We start from the raw sequence: 17,097 nt of genomic DNA on the forward strand, positions 1-17,097 counted from the left end.
TAAAAAGATATAAAATCAGAAAACTAATCTGATGGAGGTAGATAAACAGGACATGGTTGTTCAGATCATATCTGGATTTCGGGGATCCGGAAAAACAACATTCTTAAATCAATGTATAGAACAGGTAAAGGGAAAGACTGCGGTAATTCAAAATGATTTTGGTGCACAGGCAGTTGACCGGGAAAATGCAGAAGGCAGCTTGATTTATGAAGAAATCGGTGAGGGCTGCATTTGTTGTGGGATGGCACTTGAGTTTGAAGAAAAGATGCGCCGGATTGCCATGGAAGATTGTCCGGACAGAATTTTTATAGAAGCATCTGGATTTGGAAAACTGTCCGATGTCGTGAAAGTATGTACGCAACTAAAAGAGAAGGACCATCTTGAGATGATGATCGGACCGAATGTTACAGTTGTAGACATTGGCATGGTGGAGGCATATGCCTCCGGACTGGGAGAATTTTATGTAGACCAGATTGAACATGCAGATGTAATTCTGGTCAACAATATTGATTCAGACGATGTGGAATTGGAGGAAATAGAAGAAGGCTGGAAAGCGCTGGAACGACTGAATACGAAAGCGTTGAAAAGTGAAAATGCACGGGAAGTATTAAAAAGTGTAATGGAATCCGGAAACGTAGATCAAAATCTTCAGATAGAAGGAGATACGCTTATAAAATATCTTGGAGCTGACGCATTTGTAGAAGTGCCGGATGGTATCCGGATCATTGCAGACAGTGCTTTTGAGTATTGCATGGAAGTGCAGGAAGTGCATTTGCCAGATTCAGTGGAACGAATTGGAAAGCATGCCTTTCAGGGGAGTGGAATCAAAAAGATACATTTACCGGAAAGCATAAAAACAATCGACATCTATGCTTTCAGCGGAACACCTCTGGAATATATAGAATTACCGGAGAATTTGCAGAAACTTGGGCACAGTGCATTCCGTTATTGCAGGATGTTAAAAAAAGTGAAGTTTCCAGAACATCTGGTGGAGATTCCGCATGATACATTTAATGATTGTGGAAAACTGCGGGAAGTAATACTGCCGCATGATACAGAAGTGATTGGGGCTCATGCATTTTCCGGGTGCGCAGCACTGGAACAGGTGGATTTACCGGAGAGTGTGAAGCGAATTGAAGAAGGTGCTTTTGTGACTTGTGTCAGTCTGGAGAAAGTACATTTGCCAAAAGGACTGGAGGTGGTAGAACGCAAGGTGTTTTACCGGTGTACGAATTTAAAAGAACTTCATTTCCCAAAACGGGTGACAGAGTTTGGCAAAGGCATCTTTTCACAATGTTCTGCATTAAAACGAGTGTATATAGAAGGAAACCCGGTGGATGAAGAAGTGTTTCAGGACTGGGATATGTGGACAACTTGCTATGATATGGAAGAAATCATTGCACCGAATATGAGGATTACGAGATTTGCAAAAGAATGGAGAATGTGGGCGGCAGCAGGACTTGCAGATTACCTGGTAGAACAGGGAGATGTAAGAAGTGAAATCCTTGATTCTTATGTGAAGGATCTGAAAGAAAACCGGAGTTCCTATGAAGTCCTTTTATTAAAAAATAAAAAGTTATTACAGTTTTTCATTCATTACAATTTATTGGCGGAACAGGCAGTGAACAGACTTCTGGATCAGTCACTGCAAAAGTCCGATATGGAGATCCGCAGCATGCTGTTGAATTATCAGGATGAAATCCAAAATGAGGATAAAAAGGAGGAGACGGGCAGCCAGCTTGATCAGCTTCTGGCAGCGTTGTCATAATATTTATGAATATTAGGGAAGCAAAAGAGCAGATTGAACATGCGGTAAAATTGTACCTGGAAAAGGATGAAAAAGGCAGATATATAATTCCGACAGAAAAGCAGCGCCCGGTATTTTTGATGGGAGCGCCGGGAATCGGTAAAACTGCAATTATGGAGCAGGTTGCGCAGGAACTTGGAGTAGCACTTGTGTCTTACACGATGACACATCACACAAGGCAGAGTGCACTGGGACTTCCATACATTGTAGAAAAGGAGTATGGCGGAGAAAAATTTCAGGTATCTGAGTATACGATGAGTGAGATTATTGCAGCGGTTTATGAAGTGATGGAGGACACGGGAATATGTGAAGGAATTCTTTTTCTAGATGAGATCAATTGTGTATCTGAGACTTTGGCGCCGGCGATGCTTCAGTTCTTACAGTACAAGACATTTGGACAGCACAAAGTGCCTGAGGGCTGGATTATCGTAACAGCAGGGAATCCGCCAGAATACAATCATTCTGTGAGGGAATTCGATATTGCGTCCTGGGACCGCGTAAAGAGAATGGATGTAGAGCCTGATTATAGTGTCTGGAAAACATATGCTTATGAGCAGGGGATGCACCCGGCAATCCTGACTTATCTGGATCTGAAGAAAGATGCATTTTATTCCGTGGAAAATACAGTGGATGGAAAGCATTTTGTGACAGCAAGAGGTTGGGAAGATTTAAGTCAGATCATGTGTCTGAGTGAAAAGAAGAATCTGCCTGTGGATCTGAATCTGATCAGCCAGTACGTGCAGGACGAGCAGATTGCCCGTGACTTTGCAATTTATTATGATTTGTTCAAAAAATATAAAAATGATTATCAGGTGGACCGTATCTTATTTGGCATTCCATCAGAGCAAGTAAGACAGAGGGCGATGAAAGCATCTTTTGATGAGAGGATTTCTTTCCTTGGTCTTTTGATGGATGGAATTACGGATACTGTTAAAGAGACAATGGAGATGCAAAATGCATTGTTTGTATTTGGGGATTGCCTGAAAAAGATAAAAGCAGATGTGGAAAAAGGCCGAGACCTTGTTTCTTGTATCGAACAACAAAAAGAATGTTTAATGGAACAAGAAAAACAGAAAAAACGTGCCGGTAATTTATCCCGTGCCCAGGTGTGGGAAGATGACCGTGTGCTTGTTTATCTGGAAGAATGCCGGAAAAAAGCAGGCATACGGACTCCGGATGAAAGAGATTTTGTAATTCTCAGAGATTATTTTGCACAGTTGACAGAAAGCTTTCAAGAGCAGACAAGAAAAGCATCGGGCTGTCTGTCCAACTCATTTTACTTTTGTGAAGATGTGTTTGAAGAAGGACAGGAGATTCTTGTACTTGTGACAGAACTTACGGAAAATGAATATACGGCCAGATTTATCAGTCAGTATGGATGTCGGGAGTATTTTAAACATAATAAGAATTTGATGTTCTACGAGAGACAGAAAAATCTTATGGATCAGATTCAAAATCTGGAGCTTGATCAGGTGTAATATTTATGTGTGTGGAAATAATAAAAGTGGCTTCAGAAGTTCTGAACTTTAGCAGACAGAGAACGTTGGTCAATATGAGGTTTCTGGAACCGGCAATTCGGATGCTGACGGAGAGTCCCTCTAAATGTATGCGTAATCGTTCATATGGTATGGGAACAGATGGAAAAAATCTTTACTATAATCCAGAATATGTACTGAGAGCATATCAAAAAGAGAAAGGTTTCGTCAGCAGAATGTATTTGCATTTAGTTGTGCATGGAATATTCAGACATTTCTTTGTAAATCCGCAGATCGAGCAAAGAAAATGGGATCTTGCATGCGATATGGCAACAGAATATATCATCGAAAGCTGGAAACTGGACTTTGCAGACATTAGTGCCGGGGCAGATGAAAAGCTGGAACTTGACCGCATCCGGAAAAATGTGGGACTTATGAATGCGGAAAAGATTTATGGATATCTGAAAAAGACAAAAGAGTCAGAAATAGACTGGCTGGAGAAAATTTTCCGTCGGGATGACCATAGCTTCTGGTATCCCGAAACAAAAAACAGGAATGATGTAATCCAGGTGAAATCAGGGCAGGTGAATCAGAACCGGGAGGTCATGTTCTCAAATCAAAAATTGGAAGAGCTGTGGAAGCAGGCTGCGAAAAAGATTCAGGTGGATCTTGAGACATTTATGAAAAGCCGGAGTGGTGAAACCGGTGATTTTTTGGTGAATTTAAAGCTTGCGAACAGAAAGAAGCAGGACTATAGTGCATTCTTAAGAAAGTTTACCAGGCTTGGGGAATGTATGAAGATCAATGATGAGGAATTTGATTATAATTTCTATACTTATGGAATGCAACTGTATGGAAATATGCCGCTGATCGAGCCGTTGGAGTACAAGGATGTCCGGGTAGTGAAAACATTTGTGACTGTGATTGATACTTCAGGGTCAGTGGAGGAAGAAAAACTTCGGAGATTTCTGGAAAAAACGTACCAGATATTAAAAAGTGGGCAGAAAAGCGAAGACAGAGTGAATTTCCATCTGATCCAGTGTGATGCGTTGGTTCAGAAGGATGTGAAGATTACATCAGAGAAAGAACTGGAGCAGGTGATGGAAGACTTGACACTTTATGGCCGGGGAGGAACTGATTTCAGACCGGCATTTGAGTATATAGAAGAACTTCAAAAAAACGGAGAACTTACGAACTTGAATGGAATGCTGTATTTTACAGATGGAATGGGTGTTTATCCGAGAAAAAAACCGGAGTATCCAGTGGCGTTTATATATGATAGTGAAGTTTTGGATGAGATTCCGAAAGTGCCGGCTTGGGCGATTCGTTATCTGATGGATGACATATAGAATGGATAAATGTCTGTACGAATATATGGAAGTGCTCAATTTGAAGATATGTGTAATTAATGTTAAAATATATCAAGATAAAACACGTCAAGAGATGAGAATGTCAGGAAAAAACAGCTTGCGGGCTATGAGGTATTTTCTAACAAAATAAAAATTTAGATTATGGAGGATTTATAGTATGGCATCTAAAGAAGAATTATTAGCAAAATTATCAGAGTGTGTAGTAGAGATGGAAGATGAGGAAGTCGTAGAAGTTGCGAAAGAATATATTGAGGCCGGATATCCGGCGTTTGACGGAATTATGGAAGGTCTTGTAGATGGTATGAATAAGGCCAGTGAGCTTTACGATGCAGAAGAGTATTTTGTAACAGATGTACTCCTTTGCTCGGATGCAATGTATGCGGGACTGGATGTACTTCGTCCGTATCTGGAAAATACAGATGATCAGGCGAAGAAAAAAGCAGTTATTGGTGTTGTGGAAGGAGATACTCATGACATCGGTAAAAACCTGGTAAAGATTATGATGGAGACAGCAGGATTCGAGATGTATGATCTTGGACGAGATGTTCCGCTTGACCAGTTTATTGAGAAGGCAAAAGAGGTAGATGCAGATCTGATCTGTATGTCCACACTGATGACGACAACTATGGGTGGAATGCAGACAGTTATAGAGAAATTAAAAGACCAGGGAATCCGTGATAAGTTTAAAGTTATGGTCGGAGGAAGCCCGATTTCCAAAAAATTTGCGGACGATATCGGAGCAGAGGGATATTCTGTGAATGCGGTTGAAGCTGTAAAAGTTGCGAAAGAGCTGACAGGAATTGCCTAGATAGAAAAGACAAAAGCTGTATTGGAAACGGTCTGAAAAGGTATAGGCCAGGCTAAATATAAAAGAATCCGAATAAGAATTCGAAAAAGGAGCTGGGGATTTATGGATGCAAAAGAACGAATTAGGAAAGCCATGCATCAGGAGCCGACAGACAGACCGCCATGTATCTGTCCCGGTGGAATGATGAATATGATAACGACAGATCTGATGGATGAGGCAAATGTAAGTTGGCCGGAGGCACATCTGAATGCCAGAATGATGGCAGATCTGGCAGAAGCTAATTATGAAAAAGGTTGCTTTGAAAATGTAGGTGTTCCATTCTGCATGACGATTGAGGCAGAAGCTATGGGGGCTCAGGTGACTATGGGTAGTAAGATTTATGAGCCGCATGTAACGGGATATGCGATCAATTCGGTCACAGAGTGGGAGACTATTACACCGATGAGTATGGAGGAAGGGAGAGCAAAGGTTGTACTGGATGCAATCCGTATTCTGAAATCCAGAAACTTAGATGTACCGATTATCGGAAATATTACGGGACCGGTCAGCACAGCAAGTTCCGTTATGGAGCCGGTTATTTTTTATAAAGAGCTTCGTAAGAAAAAAGAAGAAGCACACCGTTACATGCAGTTTGTGACTGATGAGATCATAAAGTTTGCAAGAGCACAGATTGATGCCGGCGCAGATATAATTGCAATTTCCGATCCAAGTGGAACAGGAGAAATTTTGGGACCGAAGCTTTTTGAGGAGTATACGGTCAAATATAATAATATGATCTGGGATGCTCTTCAGAAAGAAACCATGGGAAAAATCATGCATATTTGCGGACAGATGAAAAATGTATATCCGCAGGCAGAACTGATACATTCTGACGTACTTAGTTTCGATTCCTGCGTATCTATGCGTGAGGCACGCGAACATTTAAAAAAGCACGCTCTGATGGGAAATGTCAGTACATGGACGCTGGAGTTTGGACAGCCTGAGAAGGTAGAGCAGCTTGCAGTAAAATGTTGGAGAGACGGTTCTAATATCATTTCTCCGGCATGCGGACTTGGAACGAAGTCACCACTGACCAATATCCAGGCAATCCGTCATGGAATTATGGAGGAAGCAGCTAATGTATAAATTACGTGTCGTTCAGTCTGGCAAGCAATACGATTATGAACCGGGAGCAAGCCTTCTGGAAATCTTGCTGGCGCAGAACATATTTATTGATAATCCGTGTAATGGAAAAGGAGTATGCGGAAAGTGTAAAGTACGCATCGTATCAGGAGAAGTAGGGGAAGTATCTTCTACAGAATTACGTTTCTTAAAACCAGAAGAAGTAAAAAGTGGTGTGCGTCTTTCCTGTATGGTTCATCCACAGTGTGATCTGGAAGTAGAGCTGATGCAGAAAGAGCGCAAGCATGAGGTTCTATCAAAAGGATATGTGCCAAAATTTGAAAAAGACTTGGATATTGTCAAACAGGTCGTGAATATACATAAGCCGCTTTTGACAGACCAGACACCATTTGAAGATCAGATTAAAGAACAGCTTTCGGATGTGGAATTTCCATTTTCTGTATTGCGTGGATTCTATTTCAAAGAAGGAAGTTACACGGCAGTTATCCATCGTGAAAAAGATGGCAAAAAAGTGCTGATGGATCTGGAAGAGGGAGATACTACAGATTCTATGTATGGAATCGCAATAGATATCGGAACAACAACCGTTGTTACAGCACTGATTGATATGCTGACCGGAAAAGAACTGGCAGATTCCTCTATGATCAATGCACAGAAGCATTTTGGGCTGGATGTCCTGACTCGTATTACTTATGAGATGGAGCATCCCAAGGAGGGGGTACAGGCACTTAAGGAAGCAATTGTTGCTTCCATCAATGAGATGATCGCAGATGTCTGTGGACAGACCGGAGTGAAGAAAGAACAGATTTACGAGGTCTCTGTAGGAGCGAACTGTACGATGATGCATATGCTTCTTGGTGTAGATGCACTGTCCATTGGAAAATCACCGTATGCACCAATGTTTGTAAAGGCAAAGGATATTGAAGCAGAGGAGATTGGTATTTATGCATCCAGGGGGGCAAGACTTTATTGTCTGCCGTCAGTATCATCTTATATCGGAGCAGATATTGTGGCAGGAGCTTATGTCTGTGAGCTTCATAAAGCAGATGAAAATGTTCTGTTTATTGATATCGGAACGAATGGAGAGATTGTATTTTCAGATCATGGAAGATTACTTTCCTGTTCCTGTGCCGCAGGTCCGGCACTGGAAGGTATGAACATCAGCTCAGGTATGCGTGCGGCAGAGGGAGCTATTGAAGATGTTGAAATTAAGGAAGATGGCGTGAAGCTGAAAATTATCGGCAATGCCGATCCAATCGGTGTCTGTGGAAGTGGTATTCTGGCAGTGGTAAAAGAACTGGTAAGAACCGGACTTGTAAGAAAAGACGGCGCATTTATCAAGTTGAAGAATCTGGAAGAGACAGATTATCGTTACCCAATGATTGAAATGGATGGTATCAAACGTCAGTTCAAGATGACGGAAGACCTTAAGATCACTCAGGGAGATGTCCGTCAGGTACAGCTTGCTAAAGGAGCCATTCTGTCTGGATTCTATGCACTTCTTAAGAAGGCAGGAAAAGAGATGAGTGAGCTTGACAAGGTTATGATCGCAGGACAATTTGGAGCACATCTTCCGGCAGACAGCCTTATTGGAACAGGAATTCTTCCGGCAGAAGTGAAAGATAAACTTGTCTATGTCGGTAACTCTTCCAAGACCGGGGCTTATATGGCGCTCTTATCCGGTCAGGTGAAGCGCGAGATGGAAGAACTGGCTCATCATATGGATTATATGGAACTTGGTGCAACAGAAGGCTATGAGAGATTGTTTGCCGATTGTCTTATGTTTCCGGAAGTTCACTAAAAATTGAAGAAACGAATGAGATAGGAAGTACCCGAATAAAGCGAGGAAATTCAATCTTGGTTATGCGAAGAGGTAATGTTAAAAATATGGGAGATATAAAAGATTTTAATTGTACATATGATAATTCAGCAGGAATTCGTTCAGAAGTGACAGAAGGACTGGGACTAACATTTCCAGATGCATATACACACTGTGATACAATGGTGACTCTTTCAAAAATGTTGAAAGAGAAAGATAAAGCAGTTATATGTGAACTTCCATTTTGCCATACATTAGAGGCAGAGGCTATGGGAGGAATTATAAATCTTGGAAATGAGATTGCAGGTCCGAGAGCTGGAGGATATGTCTGTACAGATGTAGAAGAAATATTAAATCTGCCGGACATGGATTTCACGAAAGGACGAATTCAAGAGACTCTTCTTGCATGTAAAAAACTTCGTGAAGAAGGAGAACATGTTGTATTCGAAGTGGCAGGACCATTTACAATTCTCAATGTGCTGATCGATGCAAGATATGTGTTCAAGGGAATGCGAAAAAAACCGGAAGTGATGGAAAAGGTCTTCTGGAAACTGGGAGATCAGATTTTGAAATATATGGAACTGGTGAAAGAGTACGGGGGAGATTTGATCAGCTATGCAGATTCTTCTGGCGGAGTGAATATTCTGGGACCGAAGATGATGGAAGCTGTTACGGTGAATTTTACGTACCCATTCTTGAAGAAAGTAGAGCAGCTTGCCGATGATAAGACTATGATTCTGCTCTGCCCGAAAACGACGCTTGCTCTTATTGGAACAGAAAAAGCGAAGTTTGTGGACCATCAGTTAGAAGAGCCAATCGGATATGCACAGGCCTGCATTCATATGATCGGAAAAGCACATTTTGCCGGACAGATGTGTATTAAGAATGTTGGCTATCAGCTGAATCATGGGATTTTTAAAGAAGTAAAGCTATTGTAGTCAGTGGCTTTTGTTTAACAGCATATTTATGAAATGTCAAAAGGACAGCCGATGTGAAAAAACACATGGCTGTCCTTTCTTGATAAATCGGACGAATTTATAAATCTATTTACATCTGTATATCTAATGAAACAAAACGGCATGTAAAAATTACATTTATAAAAAGTTCTACAGATTTAAGAAAAGTTTAAGCAATAATTGATTGTATAGAAGATGTTGAATATGTTATGATATACCCACTTCAAACATTCGAAAAAGATCAAGTTAATTTAAGAGCAGTTCTGCTCTGATCATACGGACAGATTCGTCCGATATTCCATGTTTGAAAAAATAACTATAAATGGTATAATACAAGGAGAAAAGTGTATGGAGAGAACCGAAAACTTAATCATGCAGGAAGACAGATGGAAGCCATTAAAGGAGATGAATCTCACGGACGATTTTCTATTTGATGTGGCAACCGCGGAACTGGAAAATTGCAAGACAATTATCGAATTATCTACTGGTTTGCGATTAAAAAGCCTCAAGTGGAAAGAAGGTCAGAAGGTTATTCACAATATTCCGGGAAAACGTGGAATCCGAATGGATTTTGTCGCAGAATCTGAAGATGGTCGCGTTTTTGATGTAGAGATGCAGAATCGGAAGGAAGGAAATATTCCAAAACGAACCAGATTCTATCAGGCATTGATGGACGCACCAATGTTGAAAAGCGGTGAAAAAGGTTTTGATAAGCTAAAACCGCTGTTTATTATTGTAATTTGTGACTATGATCCATATGGAATGAAGAAGTATTGCTATACGTTTGAAAGTCGCTGCAAGGAACAGCCAGATTTATTACTTGGAGATGAGGTTACAAAATTATTTCTCAGTACAAAAGGGGAAAATGAAGATGAAGTATCGAAAGAATTAGTGGATTTTCTTCATTATATTACTGAGAGTAATGAACATGGACTTCCAGAGGAATGTGATGAAAGACTTCGCCGTCTGCATGAGAGTATACAGGAGATAAAAACAAGTACAAGTGTGGAGGTCGAGTATATGAAGATGGAAGAACGAGAAAGACTGGTAAGAGAAGAGGCAACAGAGCGAGGTTTAAGAGAAGGGAGAATACGAGGAAGAGAGGAAGGAAGAATAGAAGGAAGAATAGAAGGAAGAATAGAAGGAAGAGCGGAAGGAAGAAAAGAAGGAGAACGTATAGGGGAAGAACGGCTTGCCAATTTATTAATGAAGCTTTCAAAGCAGAATCGTCAGGAAGATAGTATTAAGGCGTTGGAGGATTTGGAATATCGTAAGAAATTGTATGAGGAATTTGGCGTATAAATTGAAAAAAGAAGCTTCTATGGGAGAAATCCTGTGAAAGCTTTTTAAGCATGCCACTGAAGTATAATGAATTGTAATAAAACCCCGGTTTCATTGACTTTCTCAAGTCTAAATGTTATATTTGTTATGGAAAATTATGAAGAACGTTCGGTGCTGTTTTTAGAAGACAGGTAAAAGGGAAACAGGTGCAAGACCTGTACGAACTCGTCACTGTGAGTGAATACATAGATCATGTATTAGCACAGAATCTGAGGTTGTGTTAGACATCCACTGGGAGACTGGGAAGGAGATTCTATGTAAGATTTACAAGTCAGGAAACCTGCCGATCGTTGGTACATGGAATGATAATTCCAGATCACGAGTAATTGATTGTGCCGAAATATAAAAAGTAAGAAATCTTTTACATCAGGAAGTAGAAGATTTCTCTTTGTCGTACAATTATTTTCATGATAATTCCCAAACTACAAGGTAAAAACAAAATAAGGAGGAAAAGATGAAGAGAAAAAGTGCAAGCTTTTTAGCTGGAGTACTTGTGGCATCTATGGTGGCAACACCGTTGTCGTATACCAATGTATATGCAGAAGACCAGGATGTGGCAGAGATTGTACAGCAGGTGGAAGATACGTCTGGTGAGTCAGAAAATGTACAGGAAAGTGCGCCTGCAAAAGAGGAAAGCAAAGAAGAAGTAAAAGCAGAAGAAAATGCGACACCTGCACAACCGGAAGCTTCACAGGAGAAAGAAAATACTGGTGCCCCGGCAGATGGGACAGGTGGTCAGCAGGAAGCACAGAACGCTCAGACAAATGAGATAGCAACGCAGGAAGCAGTGACTCCGGTTCAGCCGACAGCAGCTATTAATGGTGTAAAAGTGCTGAAAAATGATGGGAATATTTATAAAATGTTCCCGACTGAGGATGCACAGGTAACAGTGGAGGAAGATAAAATGAAGATTACCTTCCACACAGGTGCAAAAAAAGTATTTGATGCAATTTACCTCGGACCACAGACGGATGAGACTAAGAATCCTGTTATAAAAGGAACAGATAATGGATCTAATTATAAATTTACAATAGAAGTTCCATTATCTAAGAAAAACAGTTGGATTCCAATATCAGTTGGACATTATGATGAAGGAACTTGGAGCGATAATTATCTCTGGATGAGTATTCCGGATCCTGGAGCACCTGTGATTACTTCCGAGCCGCAGTCTGCAGCGGTAAAAGCAGGGAAGCAGGTGAACCTGTCTGTAGAGGCAGATGGAACGGACTGCACTTATCAGTGGCAGTACAGTACAGATGGAACGAACTGGACAGATTGTATAGAGGAAAGTGCCAAGAGTGCAAATTATAGTTTCCAGATGAAAGCAGAACTGGCTGGAAAATACCACTGCGTAGTAAAGAATGCTTCTGGAGAAGTCACGTCAGAAGCAGCAGATGTAACAGTTGCGGCATCTGGGGAAGATGGAAAAGATGACAGTGGAAATGGTGGAAACCAGGGTGGAAATACTGGCAGTGATAGTTCCAATGATAATGCTTATGCAGCAAAGGATGGAATTCAGGCCATCTTTGCAAGTGACGATACAAAGAAACCGGGTCAGGCATATCCCATGTTTAACATTGCTGAGTCAGAGGCAAAGATTGCAGGGGATAAGATTCAGGTATCAATCTGGGTACAACGTGCAAGCAGTGGAAGTTTTACCTATGATGCAATTTATATCGGAAGCAAAGACGATGAAGAAAAGACTCCGCTGGTTATGGGAGTGGTAGATACAGAAAAGGATTTGGAGAAGTTTACTTTTGAAGTACCGAGTTCAATGGCGGGAGGAGAAGTACATTTTGTACCGAGAAATGGAAGAACACAAAAGTTTAGTACATCTAGTTCTCTTGCATTGAAACTTCCGGCTTTAGATGATTTTAAAAAGCAGACGGTAGTTACAATTAAAACGCAGCCGGCTTCAGAGACAACTGCGAAAGCGGGAGATAAAGTATCTCTTTTTGTAGATGCTTCCGGAGAAGAAGGAACTACACTTAGTTACCAGTGGCAGTACAGTACTGATGGAACAACATGGACAAATTGCAGTGATCTTAGTGCAGTTACAGCAAATTACACATTTACAATGGAAGAGAAGCTTGCCGGACAGTATCGTTGTGTTGTGAAAGATAACACAGGTACAGAGGCTGTTTCTGATGTTGCAGAAGTAGTATTTGAGAAACTCAGTGAAAAAGAAGGATATGTAGCAACAGGAAAAATTTCTGCTATTTACGCCAGTGATAGTGAGAAGAATCCGGGGCAAATATATAAAATGTTTAACATTGCTGAGTCAGAGGCAAAGATTGCAGGGGATAAGATTCAGGTATCAATCTGGGTACAACGTGCAAGCAGTGGAAGTTTTACCTATGATGCAATTTATATCGGAAGCAAAGACGATGAAGAAAAGACTCCGCTGGTTATGGGAGTGGTAGATACAGAAAAGGATTTGGAGAAGTTTACTTTTGAAGTACCGAGTTCAATGGCGGGAGGAGAAGTACATTTTGTACCGAGAAATGGAAGAACACAAAAGTTTAGTACATCTAGTTCTCTTGCATTGAAACTTCCGGCTCTGGATGATTTCAAAAAGCAGACAGAGATTGTGATCCAATCACAGCCGAAGGATATAGCTGCAAAGAATAATACACAGGTAACTCTCTCTGTTACAGCAAAAGGTGATGAGAATGTCACATTAAGTTATCAGTGGCAGCACAGTGCAGATGGAACAAGTTGGGCAGACTGTGATGATATCAGTGCAAAGACTGATACATATACATTCCAGATGGCAGCAGATAAAGCCGGACAGTACCGCTGTGTAATTTCCGATTCTAACGGAACAACTGTGACTTCTGATATTGCGAAGGTAGAAAACCCGTCCGCGCCGACAGTGACAGGCAGTCAGGTTCAGGTCGTAAAGGATAATGGAACTCCATATAAGATGTTTGAGGTAAATGAATCAAAAGTTTTGGAAGACGGGGATAATCTGAATATTACATTTTCGACCAAGAATGTGTCCTATGATAAAATTTATCTGGGATATAAAGAGGATACAATTAAGAATCCTGTTATTACAGGAACGAAGTTAGAAGAGGGAGGATATACATTTACATTCCCAGTATCTGCATCAGATAAAGGGAAAGTACTGCCACTTACGGTAGGGAAACTGGATGGAACCTGGTCAGATAAGGATCTCTGGATTTATATTCCGGATGAAGGAATTGAGAGTCTTCCAACTGCCACAGATGAAGTAAAGACCATTGCCGGTGGTACTGGTACTGTATCTAATGAACTTGCGATTGTTTCTTCGAAAGCAGTGTTGCGTGGCGATAAGATCCGTATGACATTGGATGTAAAAGGAAATAAGTGGACGAAAATCTATCTTGGAGTACAGGCTGATAAGAACAAGACACCGGTCTACACAGGAACTTATGATTCAGAGAAAGATGTGACAACATTTACATTTGATGTATCTGCTGAAAAACAGGGGATGAATATTGCAGTCACACCGGGAAATGAATCCTGGTTCACATGGGCAAGAGACTTGTTCATCAATGTTCCAAATCTTGAGAACAAAGCAAATACAACAGCAGAAGGTGTGTATGACATTTATGGTTCTGCTTATCCGACAACAAATGTATACAGTCTGAACTTTGAAAGAGAAAGCAGTGTTTCTATAAGTGGAGATACAGCAACTGTTACATGGGTAACACAGGCCGGATCTTATGACAGACTTTATATTGGTAATCCGTCAGATTCTGACGAAGTAAAGGAAGCAAATGCAATTGTACCTAAAGATCGTTCGGATATTGCAAGCGGATATAAGAGTTTTACATTTACAATGCCTGTATCAGAACTTGGAAAAGAATTTAGTTATTCCGTACGTTCAGCAAAGACAGGTCAGTGGTCAACAAAAGATTCAAGAGCATTTATTAATGGAATTCTTGAGAAGACAGGAGAACTTCCGACACCAGATCCGGATCCAGACCCGGGAATAGTAGTTCCTGCAGACGGAATTTATAAAGTGAATAATGTAACTTCCAGTTCATCCATGTTCAATGTAATAGATTGTAAACTGACCGTCAAGAACGGAAAGATGAGTGCAGTGCTGACACTGAGCGGAACCGGATATGATTATCTGTATATGGGAACCGGAGCAAAAGCCGCAGAGACGGACAAGTCTGCCTGGATTCCATATGTAGTAGACAAAGAGGGAAAATATACTTATACAGTGCCGATAGAGACGTTGGACAAAAAAATCGCAGTAGCAGCATTTTCACATAATAGACAGCAATGGTATGACAGAATGCTTACATTTGATTCCAACAGCCTGGAAAAGATTGGCGATGTCCCTGTTTTGGAAAATGGTATTTACAGTATTGACGTAGAATCCAGTGCATCTATGTTCCGTGTGGTAGACTGCAAATTAACATCAAAAGATGGAAAGATGAGCGCAGTGCTGACACTGAGTGGAACAGGATATGGATATCTGTATATGGGAACCAAGGAAGAAGCGGCAGCGGCAGACCAGTCTAGCTGGATTCCATTTGTAGCAGACAGTAATGGAAAATATACTTATACCATTCCAGTGGAAGCTTTGGATAAAGGAATAGATGTAGCGGCATATTCTATAAAAAATGCAATCTGGTATGACAGAATCCTTACATTCAAGTCAGAGACAGTGAAGAAAATCGGTGATATCAGCGATGACAACAATGGAAATAACAACAATAATGGCAACAACAGTGGCAATAACGGAAACAATGGTAATAACAATAGTGGCAATAACGGATCTGTCTTGAAGCCGAATGATGGAAAAGCAGAGAATGAATCTAAGTATGAAGCCGATACGAGCGGTGCAACGAGTCAGGTAAACAGCTCTACAACACTGGCAGATGGTGTGTATACACCGGATCGTTTTACATGGTCAGGTGGTACAGGAAAGGTTAAGATTTATTGTAATAAGATTACCATTAAGAATGGTCAGGCATATGCAACACTGGTATTTGACAGTGATCATTATCAATATGTAAAAGCAAATGGAAATACATATTATACAACAAAAGGCGGCGGAACTGCTACAGTAACGATTCCAGTTGCCTTAAATCAGAATAATAAGATTCTGGGTATGACAGATAAAATGTCAGTCGCACATGAGATTGAGTATACAATTTTTGTTTACCTGGCTGCCGCAGGAAATGGTACAACATTAGGTGGTGTAAATGCAAGCAAGAAGTTAGATGAAAAGGCTCCTGAGATTATGGGACTGGAATATCAGTCAGAGACACAGCTTGATTATGCAGAATATTTCAAGATTTATCATTATGATCAGGGAATTACACTTCTTGAGATTGATATGACAAAAGGAACTGCAAATGATCCGGAGAAGCTTGCAGCAGAAGCCATCAACGCAGAAAATGAGACTGGTGAAAGTGAAGATGCAGCAAAAGATACAGAATTAAATCAAAGTACAGATTCCAAGAATGTAAAATCTGAGAATGCAGTAGAAGAAGATGCAGCTGCTGCAGGAATTTCAGAAGATGGTGAAGAAAATCTGAATGGTATCAGTGAAGAGGAACTGGCAGCAGAGCTTTATAAAGGAAATGTTGTGAAATATCTTCTTGTTCCAGAAGGAGTTGAAGTCCCAGTCGGTCTTGACCAGGATATGATTGTAGTGCAGATGCCGACAGATAAGACTTATACATCTACAGAAGCAATTCTCGAGAAGATGGATGAGCTTGGACTTACAGACAATATTGCAGCAATTGGGGATAAGAAAAAAGATTGTAAAGTTGATTCTGTTGCAGAAAAGATGGAGAAGAAAGATGGAGAAGACAAGGCACAGGTTGTTTATGGCGGAAAAGAAGAGGAGCCAGACTTCAAGACACTTGTAAAACAGGAGACGAATCTTGCACTTCTTTCTTCAGATATTCTTCCAAAAGAGGCAGATATCAAAGATCTTGAGGAGAATCAGGACAAAGAAGATTCCAAGGATACAGATAAAAAATCTGATGAGAAAAAGACTGACAAATCTGACAAGAAATCTACAAAGAAATCAGATGATAAGTCTGAGAAGAAAACAGAAAAGAAATCAGAAAAGAAATCAGATAAAAAGACAAATGAAAAATCAAAGAAGAAATCTGAAGACAAATCTGAAAATCAGAAAAAATTGACGGTAAAGGAGCAGACAGAGCGCTTCCAGCAGATGACTGAGAAATTTGCATTACTTGGAATTCCGGTTATCGTAGACCGTTCTGAGGATGAGCAGACAGATCTGGCTAAATATGAGTGGATCAAAGTCTACGGTGTACTTTTTGGATGTGAGGATCAGATGAATACATTATTTGATCAGGCAGTCAAGGACGCCGGTGATGATGCAATTGCCCAGGCAAGAGTTCAGACAGAAGAATAAAG

The 17,097-nt window shown here is 40.6% G+C and carries 9 protein-coding genes and 1 riboswitch; all 9 genes read left to right on the forward strand.

Going from position 1 to position 17,097, the window contains the following annotated elements:
• Nucleotides 1-31: 31 nt before the first annotated feature.
• The 9 genes from LI164_RS04500 to LI164_RS04540 all read left to right on the forward strand — a co-directional run bounded on the left by LI164_RS04500 (nt 32) and on the right by LI164_RS04540 (nt 17,095).
• Nucleotides 32-1,768: a leucine-rich repeat protein gene (locus LI164_RS04500; protein WP_227086782.1), complete on the forward strand. Its 1,737-nt coding sequence runs from the start codon at nt 32-34 to the stop codon at nt 1,766-1,768.
• Between the two features lie 5 nt (nt 1,769-1,773).
• Complete coding sequence (locus tag LI164_RS04505) at nt 1,774-3,285, forward strand: ATP-binding protein (RefSeq protein ID WP_227086783.1); 1,512 nt, start codon at nt 1,774-1,776, stop codon at nt 3,283-3,285.
• A gap of 5 nt (nt 3,286-3,290) precedes the next feature.
• Nucleotides 3,291-4,631: a VWA-like domain-containing protein gene (locus LI164_RS04510; RefSeq protein WP_227086784.1), complete on the forward strand. Its 1,341-nt coding sequence runs from the start codon at nt 3,291-3,293 to the stop codon at nt 4,629-4,631.
• Nucleotides 4,632-4,809: 178 nt separating this feature from the next.
• Nucleotides 4,810-5,460, forward strand: a complete 651-nt coding sequence (locus tag LI164_RS04515; RefSeq protein WP_117613073.1) for a corrinoid protein — start codon at nt 4,810-4,812, stop codon at nt 5,458-5,460.
• A gap of 102 nt (nt 5,461-5,562) precedes the next feature.
• Nucleotides 5,563-6,585, forward strand: a complete 1,023-nt coding sequence (locus LI164_RS04520) for a methylcobamide--CoM methyltransferase (RefSeq protein ID WP_005334161.1) — start codon at nt 5,563-5,565, stop codon at nt 6,583-6,585.
• Nucleotides 6,578-8,383 (forward strand): ASKHA domain-containing protein, encoded by a 1,806-nt coding sequence (locus tag LI164_RS04525; RefSeq protein WP_227086785.1) that lies wholly within the window; start codon nt 6,578-6,580, stop codon nt 8,381-8,383. Before LI164_RS04520 ends, LI164_RS04525 begins: the two co-directional genes overlap by 8 nt.
• A gap of 86 nt (nt 8,384-8,469) precedes the next feature.
• Entirely contained in the window at nt 8,470-9,339 is an 870-nt protein-coding gene (locus tag LI164_RS04530; protein ID WP_147567541.1) for a uroporphyrinogen decarboxylase family protein, read from the forward strand.
• 366 nt (nt 9,340-9,705) lie between these two features.
• On the forward strand, nt 9,706-10,659 hold the full coding sequence (locus LI164_RS04535; RefSeq protein WP_227086786.1) for an Rpn family recombination-promoting nuclease/putative transposase: 954 nt from the start codon (nt 9,706-9,708) through the stop codon (nt 10,657-10,659).
• Between the two features lie 131 nt (nt 10,660-10,790).
• Nucleotides 10,791-11,001: riboswitch (cobalamin riboswitch) on the forward strand.
• Nucleotides 11,002-11,152: 151 nt separating this feature from the next.
• The gene (locus tag LI164_RS04540) at nt 11,153-17,095 is read left to right on the forward strand and encodes an immunoglobulin domain-containing protein (RefSeq protein WP_227086787.1); all 5,943 of its coding nucleotides are present in this window, start codon (nt 11,153-11,155) and stop codon (nt 17,093-17,095) included.
• The last annotated feature ends 2 nt before the right edge of the window (nt 17,096-17,097 follow it).

This window comes from Dorea sp. 210702-DFI.3.125, assembly GCF_020560945.1.
Taxonomy (GTDB): domain Bacteria; phylum Bacillota; class Clostridia; order Lachnospirales; family Lachnospiraceae; genus Dorea; species Dorea formicigenerans.